The organism is Streptomyces sp. NPDC097981 (assembly GCF_040302565.1).
Taxonomy (GTDB): domain Bacteria; phylum Actinomycetota; class Actinomycetes; order Streptomycetales; family Streptomycetaceae; genus Streptomyces.
In genome coordinates, this window is the sequence record NZ_JBEORW010000110.1 from 1 (window position 1) to 8045 (window position 8045).

The following is an 8045-nucleotide window of genomic DNA, read 5'->3' on the forward strand; positions in this document are numbered from 1 at the left end:
ATGATGCGGTACGAGGCCTTCATCGCACTCCAGCGCCCGCTCGCCGAGGGACTGGCCCTGTTTGCCGAGTTCGACCTGTCGTCGCACGGCACGCTGCCCCGGCTGTGCCCGGTGTTGGCCCGGGTCGCCGACTACTTCGGCCCCGGCGCGATCGCGTCCTTCGAACCGGAGGAGCGCCGGGACGCGGTGACCCGCGATGTACTCGACTTCGTCCTCGGTTCGACGCGTCGGCAGCGAGAGGCCGTGACCCGCCGCTGCGATGTCCTCGTCCGGTCGGCCGATCCCGAGGACGGCGGCTATCTGCCCGGCTATCTCCTGGTGAAGGCGCTGTGGAGCGCCGGCATGGGCGTCGACGCCCGCCTCGGCGACCCCGAGCTGTTCTTCTCCTACGCCATCGCGTACTTGTACACCGACCTCGGGTTGATCGCCCATCTGCTCGACGAGGACGACAGCCAACGCACGGTCGACCAGATGATCGAGTACTTCGTGCGGCGGGTGATCGACTTCGGCCGCGCGGACCACGCCGCGAACCTCGATGAGTTCCTCGCGAACAACCAGGACCGGAAGATGTACACGGAGTTCGACGCATGGGCGCGCCGCGGCAACGTGCGGTGGGACGTCGACGACGCCACCGCCGACCTGGGTGCGGACCGGCTCGTCGCGCTGCACGGCGAAACACTTGAACGCCTTCCGGACGAGGACCTCGCCCGGAACGTCGCGCTGATGTTCCAGCGCACGGTGCTGTCGCTCGGCCGCCACCCGGTCACGGTCGCCGTCGACGAGCGCGACCGGTACACCGTCACCGACGGCGAGCAGGTGGTCATGACCGGCACGTACGCGTTCGGACTGCCCATCGGGACGGTGGTCGACGGCCACGTCGACGTGTCCATCGACGCCCACAGTGGCTGCGCCGCGATCGAGCTGTCGATTGGCGACGACGCGCCCGTGTACTGGTTCTCCGACGACGCGAGCGAGGACTGGCGGCACTCCTTCCAGAGCACGCGGGCCGCCCTGTCCCGGGCGGAAGGTGAGGCCCAGGAGCTGCTCACGCTGCTGCGCGACGTCGCCAGGCAGGCGGCCGGCGTGATCTATCCCCTGGAGATCGCGCGGGATCGTGCCACCCGCGCCACCGAGGTGTTCACCCAGCTGGCGGCCGCGGTGCTCATCGCGGCGATGGAGCAGCGCGCTCCCGACCTCGATGCGGTGGCCAGGTCCGTCGCGATCCTCCGGCCTGCCGGGCTGGCCGGCGTGTTCGACCAAATGCGCTACGTCCGCGCGCTGGCCTGGGGCGGGCTGGTCATGTCCACCGGTGCGCTGCCAGACCTGGACACCGTGCGCCGGCTGTTCGAGGAGGACCGCGACATCCACGGCGTCGCCGAGACGTTCGAGGAGGCGATGGACCTGATCTGCCGCACCGGCGTCGACAAGCTCGGCAACCCGCTCTACACCGTCCGCGACGGACGGCCGCTGTTCATTTTGTAGGCCAGTCCAGATCGAGCAGGGACCTAGTGTCGCCGAAAGGGAACCCGGTCGCGGCGATGGCCTCCAGCCGGTCGTCCAGCACCGCGTGATCCGACTGCGCGGCCAGCAGCCTGCGGATCCGGGGTGATCGCTCAGCTGCCTCGACACCTTCCCCGATCGCGGAGGCCGCTCCCCTGATCACCCGGGTCAGGGCGTCTTTCAGCTCGCTCTCGCTCCCGCGCGGGCTCGTGATCGTGGCGACACAACCGCCCTTCACACCGTCAACGGGGTCAGTGACCAACGTGATCCCGAGATCGGAGAGATCGCCTCGTTGCCCATTGGCCACCATGTGCGCGAAGGACGTCCAGTGCTGCACCATCTCCTTGGGCAAATACTCCTCGGTGCCTTCCCGCATCGCGGCCAAAGCCGAGTCGAACGCGTTGCCGCAGCAGGCCAACAACAGGGACATCGACGAGGTCATCCTGGCGTGGTAGAGCACAAACGCGGGTAGACCGGGGCGCAGCCGCCATTCGATCTCGTTGAGTCCCCCAGGCCGCTCCCGCAACCACAGCGGCCCGGTGAATCGCTCAGCGGACGGCGGACCCGAGACATGATCGGCGAACAGACGCATTGCACCACCTTCCCAAAGATTTACCGGGATTGGGTGAGGTCCGTCATATCGGGTCTTCGAATGCGGTGGGTGTGTGCTTCTCGACGGCTCCGGCGGGTGGTCGCAAACCTTTGTGCATCGGCGAGTCAGCGCGTTTTGGGCGCGCGCCGGGGGCGTGAGGCCGCGACTTTGTGCGCCGGCATGAGCCAGCCGCAGGCCTGCCGGCCGGCCGTGGTCCCTCTCGGATCCAAGGTGACGCCGGTGCTGGTAGGCAGCCACTGCCTCGCACCATGCGTGCGAGGCTCGCGGCGGAGCGAAGACCGGCGAACACAAGGCTGGGCCGGCGGCGTCGCATAGGGCGGGTCGCCTGCGGCGAGCAACTGCCCTGCCGGACGGAAACAGGCCCCGTAGAACCCCACCGCCTCATCCCCTCTCTGTCAGCACACCCTCGGCACCGGCCCGACACAGACTCTCACCCAACGCCGGCCACCACACCGCCGGCAACCAGAGGACCTCGGCACCGCCGCTACGGGCCTCGGCGTCGCCCGCCTCACCCGTCCGAGCACCGGCGTCGCCCGATCCGTCGTCACCGGCTCCCTCTCCCCGTCTTGCACGCTCGTGCCGGACGGCTCCCCCGTCCCGGGAACTGCCGTTCCGAACACCTCAGGCCGGCAGTTCCCAGGTCACCACGGCCGCCGCGATGTCCACCTCGGTCTGCAGGGTGACGCGGGCGTCCCGGGCATCGGCCGCCCAGCGCAGCTCCAGGCCGGGTCTCTCCGGCTCCTTTCCGATGCGGCGCAGTTGTTCCTCGCGCAGCCGGCCACGGGCGCGTCCGCGCTCGCCGGCGGCGAGGAGTTGGCGGCCCTGGGCGAGGAGGGCCTCGGCAAGTTCCATGCCGGGCGTCGGCGGGCGCGGCCCTGAGGGTCTCGACCGCCTCCTCGGCGAGGTGCAGTCCGCGGCGGCCGCCGGTCACGGTGCCGAGGACGCGCAGCGCGCGTCCCACCGTGCGCGGGGTGTTCCACACCCGGGCCAGCCGCAATTCCTCGGTGGCCAAGGCCAGGGCCTCCTGGCCGCCGCCGAGCGCGAGACGGCACTGGGCGACCGCCGTCCGCCAGGGGGTGACGACCGGGCTGAGCACCTCACGGGCGGTCTGCCGGCGGCCGCACTCCAGGAAGTCGTGGAGCACGCCCGCCGGGTCGCCGACGGCGGGCGCTGCACTCCCCGCGCGTAGAGGAAGCGGTTCAGCTCCCATGACTCCTGGGCCCAGCTCAGGTCGAAGGCGTCGGCGAGCCGTCCGGCCTCCTCGGCTCGCCCCGTGTGTACGAGTGCCATCAGCACGTGGGCATCACGGTTGGAGAGTCCATGGTTGGCGCGCGCGGCGACGCCCACACCGTCGCCGCGTACGGCGATCAGCCGGGCCACGTCACCGCGGGCCGCGACGATGTCGGCGCGGGTGTTGAGCAGCGCGTGCTCCATCGGGTGGAGCAGGGCGGGATACTGGCCGGCCAGACCGCGCTCCACGATCCGCTCGGCCTCGTCAAATCCGCTGGCCCACTCGGCGACCGCCGCCGCCATCCCCAGCAGGAACGACTCGGCCAGCGGTCTGCCGGCGGTCAGCGACGTCGTGGCCTGGGGGAGCAGATCTGCCATGACCTGCAGGCCGCCCACACGGCCGGTGTGGTGCACCGCGACATCAAGCCCGCGAATATCCTGCTCACGGCTGGCGGGCGGGTGAAGGTATGCAACTTCGGGATCGCCCGGCGTGCCGACGCGGTCGGCCATCCCGTCACCGGAACCGGGGCGATGATCGGTACCCCGTCGTACATGTCTCCGGAGCAGGCGCGTGGCGACGCGAAGATCGGCACCCGCAGCGACCTGTATTCGCTGGGGTGCCTGCCGTACGAGCTGCTGACCAGCGCGCCGCCGTTCACCGGTGGCGGATGGCCTGTCCTGTCCTGGCCCAGTACCTGAACCAGGCCCCCGCCCCCATCCGCTCCCATCGGCCCGAGGTGCCCACCGAGCTCGAGCGCCTGGTGGCGGAGCCGCTGAGCAAGGATCCGCAGCGGTGGCCCGCGACCGCGGGGGATGTAGCCCTGGGTGTTCGCGGCGCTGGTGATCGCCTCGGTGACGATGGTCGTGCTGTTGGGCTGGAGCGCGATGCCGTGGGGGGCGTCCGTCTTGGTGGGGATGGTGACCGGGCCGGCGCTCGTGACGGCGGCGGCCGCCGTGCGGGCCTTAGTGGAAGTGGTGCTCCACCGTGGCGGCCACGAGGCGGAGCTCGCCTCCACGGCCGGTCTGCTCAGCGGGGCCCTGGGGTGCGCGCTCGTCGCCGCCGGATACTGGGGCCCGGTCGTGGGCATCATCGCGGCCGGAATGGGGGCCTGGGTCGTGAGCAGCCTGGCTGTCGGGGCGCTCCTGCCCTCCCGGCGCCCGTGACGGCGGCACCTGTGCGCCGCGGGCTGCACCGGCCCCGGCGCAGCGGTGATATGGCTGAGCCTTCCGGTTTTGCTAGCTGCTGGTATCAGTAGCTAGCTATGGTGGTCGGTATGGGAAAGCAGACGAACATCCGACTGGATGACGACATCAAGGCGGCCGCCGAGGACCGGGCCAAGCGCCGCGGTCTGAGCCTGCAGGGGTACGTGGCCGATCTGATCGAGCAGGACGTGAACGAGTCGCGCGCCGCGTTCATGGCCGGCGCCGCGGCGTTCCTGGCCTCGTACGCCGAGCAGTTCGAGGCGGAATTCGATGAGGACCGATACCCCGGCCTCCCGGCGGGTCTGGCAGACACCGCGCCGAGGGACGCCGCGTGAACCTCCGGATCGACCTCGCCTGGATCTTGGCAGTGGCGCAGCAGATCCCTGGGGACCCCCAGGTCGTCGACTACGGGGTGCCGGTCGCGGCAGAGGCACGTCATCGTGCCGAGGTCCTCGACCACGAGGTCTACCCCGAGCCGCACCACAAGGCGGCGGCGCTGCTGTGCGAGCTGGCGAGGAACCCGAGCCTTGAAATGAGGAACCTGCTGTTCGCGGCCACGGTAACCGCGGCCTACCTGTCGGCGTGCGGCCTCCCGGTCAGCCCCGGCCTGGACACCGTTCTCCCCCTGGCCCGCGCCGCACGGGACGGACTCCCCGTGCGGGAGGTCGCAGCTCAGATCAAGACCTGGACGAGCTGATCACCGACACACCTCATCGCAGAGCCCGGGAGGTCCTGCTCCGGACCAGGATGGTGGCACACGGGCAGGCCGCCTTCGGGTAGGCGAAAGAGGAGACGGTATTGATCACCATGGACGTTCAGCGCTGCCTCAGCTCGGTCCATGTTGGCGCCAGTGGGGAACTCGCGGAGGACGCGGGCCTGGTGCTCCAGCAGGCACTCGATCACGTCACTGCCGATGAGCGCGACCTCGTGATGGATCTGCACGGTGTCGTATCCATGGACTCCGACGGACTGCTCCACCTCCTGGACCTGCACCGGCGTGCGGAGTGCCTGGGCCTGCGCGTCCAGGTCGTCGGCTGGCAGCCTCAGCCCCAGCAGCTCATGGCCCAGGTTGCCGGTATCCGCGGGCCGGGCTCGGCCACCGGAGAGCGGTACGCGCTTGCGGGCTTCCGCCGCCTGCTCCAAGAACGGGCACAACGCTCACGCGACCTCGCGGTCTTCAGCACCGAGGAAGTGACCCGCTTCTAGACGAGACGGTACTCACCGGAGGACGCCGGTCCCGTCACTCACGACACGCTGGACCGTCTGGAATACCAGATGCACACCGTTGCTGTCCGCACCGTGCGGTCCACGCTCGTCGTCGGGGGCGCTCTGCCAGCACGCGACGAGGAACTCGCCGACCTCGAGAAGTGGCTGCATCGGACCTACCCGGGCCGCGTGAGCGACCCCGACAAGCGGAAGGTGCTTCGCAGCTTCACCACCTGGCACCACTTCCGTCGGCTCCGCCGCCCGGGCACCCGCATCTCCAAAACCAGGCCGACGGGGTGAAAGGACAGATCCGGCATGTCGTGCGCCTGCTCGAATGGCTCCAAGAGGAGAGAATCCCGCTCGCCGAATGCACTCAGGACCACGTCGACCTCTGGCTCGCCAGCGGCTCAGCCCACCGCGCGCGCCCTCGTCCGACATTTCCTGCACTGGGCCGGCCGGCGTGGGGCACACTCGCCCGCTCACAGCACCGACCCACTTCGGCGGATATACCAGCCCGGGGATCACGTATGACGAACGCTGACGCCTGGTCGGCCGCCTGGTCAACGACAACAGCCTGAAACTCGCCGACCGAGTAGCCGGCCTTCTCGTTCTCCTCCTGGCGCAACCACCCCATCGCATCGTCACCATCGCCGTCGGCCAGGTCATTGACCGTGGTGACGCCCTCGCTCTCCTTCTGGGCACCACACCAATCGACCTGCCGCCGCCCCTGGATTCCCTGGTCCGCCAACTAATCCGCGACCGCAGAGGCCGGGCAACAGCGATCCAGGATTCCGACTGGCTCTTTCCCGGCGGCTTCGCCGGAGAACACATCACGGCCGAGCACCTCGGCCACCGCCTCAAGCGGGTAGGTATCCGCCCGCCACGCCTGCAAGACCGCGCTGATGGACATCGCCTCAGAACTGCCGGCCGTCGCCGTCAGCTGACTGCTGGGCTATCACCAGAACACTGCCGACGTGTGGCAAAGGGAAAGGAACGGCTTCGGACCCGCCTATGCCGCCCAGATCAGCCAGCGCGGCACCAGTGCAACGGCTACGGACACGCAGTCGCCTCGGAGCCCGGCGAGCGGTTAAATACCCGGGTGGTGAACTGGGCACAAATGTACGACTGTCGTTTCGACACCGATCGCGTCCCCAAGCTCTTGGAACAGTTGGAGCGCGAAAGTGACGCAGAAGCATGGAAGGAGCTGGGATACAGGCTGGTCCTCGAGTACGACCTCGTATCTCCCGCCAGCTTCGCCGCGCTGCCCCGCCTGGTACGCCTCGCCGCGGGCAACGCGGACGCACGCCGTCTGGCCGGAGAAATCATGGAGCGTGCCGCAGGACAGCACGGCTGCGACGAGCTGCTGGCGGGCTGCGCTGACGCCATCGTGCAGTTCCGTGGACTGCTGGACAGGCACCTGCAATCAAGACCAGCCGACTATCTCGCCGCCTTCCGCGCACTGCTCGCGGTAGAGGAGGAGTACCACTGGGCAGCCGTCCTGAGCGACTTCACGGACGACTTCTACGTCCTGGACTGCCCCCACTGTGCCGTGACAGTGACCATCGCCATCGACAACTACGGCCGCTACTCAGCGATCCGGGACTGGGACCTGGGCGACGTGGACCGGCGCGACCTGCGGCCGGCACCCGCCGAGGAGTTGTCCGGCGTCGGCCGATGGATGCACGAGATCACTGCCCGGGATGAGGAGAGCGCACTCGCCAACGGAATCCTCCACCTCTTCGGCAAGGCGGAGTGCCCCAACTGCGAAAGCGTCTTCAACATCGCGGATGAGTACACAGCAGCCAACCGCCCCGTCCTGCGGTGGCCCACAGAGCACCATCATGCCCGCGAAGGCCAGCACTGTCGGCGTACACGGAACGTGGCTCTGGCTGTCAACGGCCATGTAGTTCGGTTCTGATCCACTTCTTGTGGGGCGATGACAGCGCGTCACAAGGCCCTGGCAGGATCGTGGTTCGTGTGACTGCAGCGTTCTCTGGACGGCCTTCTCTCATCTGGCGTCGGTCGCGGTGGATCAAGTGATGGTCGGTGACGGCACGGTCACTTTCGTGGCGAGAGCCGTGGCCGCGGAAGCGGTCTGCCCCGGATGCGGGGCGGCGTCCCGTCGCATCCACGGCAACTACCAGCGGCGCTTGGCCGACCTCGCGGTGGCCGGACAGAAAACCGTGATCAACCTGCTGGTCAGACGGTTCGTATGCCGTGTCTCCGGGTGTTCTCGTCGTACGTTCGTCGAGCAGGTAGACGGGCTCACCGAGCGGTTCGCGCGCCGCACCCC

At 69.1% G+C, this 8045-nt stretch carries 10 protein-coding genes and 1 pseudogene; 9 read left to right on the forward strand and 2 right to left on the reverse strand.

All coding sequences use genetic code 11. The features are described from left to right. A partial coding sequence (locus ABTY04_RS39630; protein WP_352218289.1) for a hypothetical protein occupies positions 1-1482 on the forward strand: 1482 nt, incomplete at its 5' end. Here the strand turns inward: ABTY04_RS39630 and ABTY04_RS39635 are convergent. Then, positions 1472-2092, reverse strand: coding sequence for a hypothetical protein (locus tag ABTY04_RS39635; RefSeq protein ID WP_352218290.1), 621 nt, complete (start codon positions 2090-2092; stop codon positions 1472-1474). The two genes, ABTY04_RS39630 and ABTY04_RS39635, sit on opposite strands and share 11 nt — an antisense overlap. A gap of 708 nt (positions 2093-2800) precedes the next feature. Beyond that, positions 2801-3721, reverse strand: a pseudogene (locus tag ABTY04_RS39640) (helix-turn-helix transcriptional regulator); the annotation flags it as partial. A gap of 30 nt (positions 3722-3751) precedes the next feature. Here ABTY04_RS39640 and ABTY04_RS39645 point away from each other — a divergent pair. The 8 genes from ABTY04_RS39645 to ABTY04_RS39680 all read left to right on the forward strand — a co-directional run. Continuing rightward, positions 3752-4042, forward strand: coding sequence for a protein kinase domain-containing protein (locus ABTY04_RS39645; RefSeq protein ID WP_502996825.1), 291 nt, complete (start codon positions 3752-3754; stop codon positions 4040-4042). A gap of 126 nt (positions 4043-4168) precedes the next feature. Beyond that, the gene (locus ABTY04_RS39650) at positions 4169-4507 is read left to right on the forward strand and encodes a hypothetical protein (RefSeq protein WP_352218291.1); all 339 of its coding nucleotides are present in this window, start codon (positions 4169-4171) and stop codon (positions 4505-4507) included. A 110-nt stretch (positions 4508-4617) separates the two neighbouring features. Continuing rightward, positions 4618-4881, forward strand: coding sequence for a hypothetical protein (locus ABTY04_RS39655; RefSeq protein WP_352218292.1), 264 nt, complete (start codon positions 4618-4620; stop codon positions 4879-4881). After that, positions 4878-5243: a hypothetical protein gene (locus ABTY04_RS39660; protein WP_352218293.1), complete on the forward strand. Its 366-nt coding sequence runs from the start codon at positions 4878-4880 to the stop codon at positions 5241-5243. Before ABTY04_RS39655 ends, ABTY04_RS39660 begins: the two co-directional genes overlap by 4 nt. Positions 5244-5353: 110 nt before the next feature. Then, on the forward strand, positions 5354-5752 hold the full coding sequence (locus ABTY04_RS39665; protein WP_352218298.1) for an STAS domain-containing protein: 399 nt from the start codon (positions 5354-5356) through the stop codon (positions 5750-5752). A 69-nt stretch (positions 5753-5821) separates the two neighbouring features. Beyond that, positions 5822-6052, forward strand: a complete 231-nt coding sequence (locus ABTY04_RS39670; RefSeq protein WP_352218294.1) for a hypothetical protein — start codon at positions 5822-5824, stop codon at positions 6050-6052. Between the two features lie 799 nt (positions 6053-6851). Continuing rightward, the gene (locus tag ABTY04_RS39675) at positions 6852-7670 is read left to right on the forward strand and encodes a hypothetical protein (protein ID WP_352218295.1); all 819 of its coding nucleotides are present in this window, start codon (positions 6852-6854) and stop codon (positions 7668-7670) included. Positions 7671-7791: 121 nt separating this feature from the next. After that, positions 7792-8045: transposase family protein (locus tag ABTY04_RS39680; protein ID WP_352218296.1), on the forward strand; the 254-nt coding region annotated here is incomplete at its 3' end.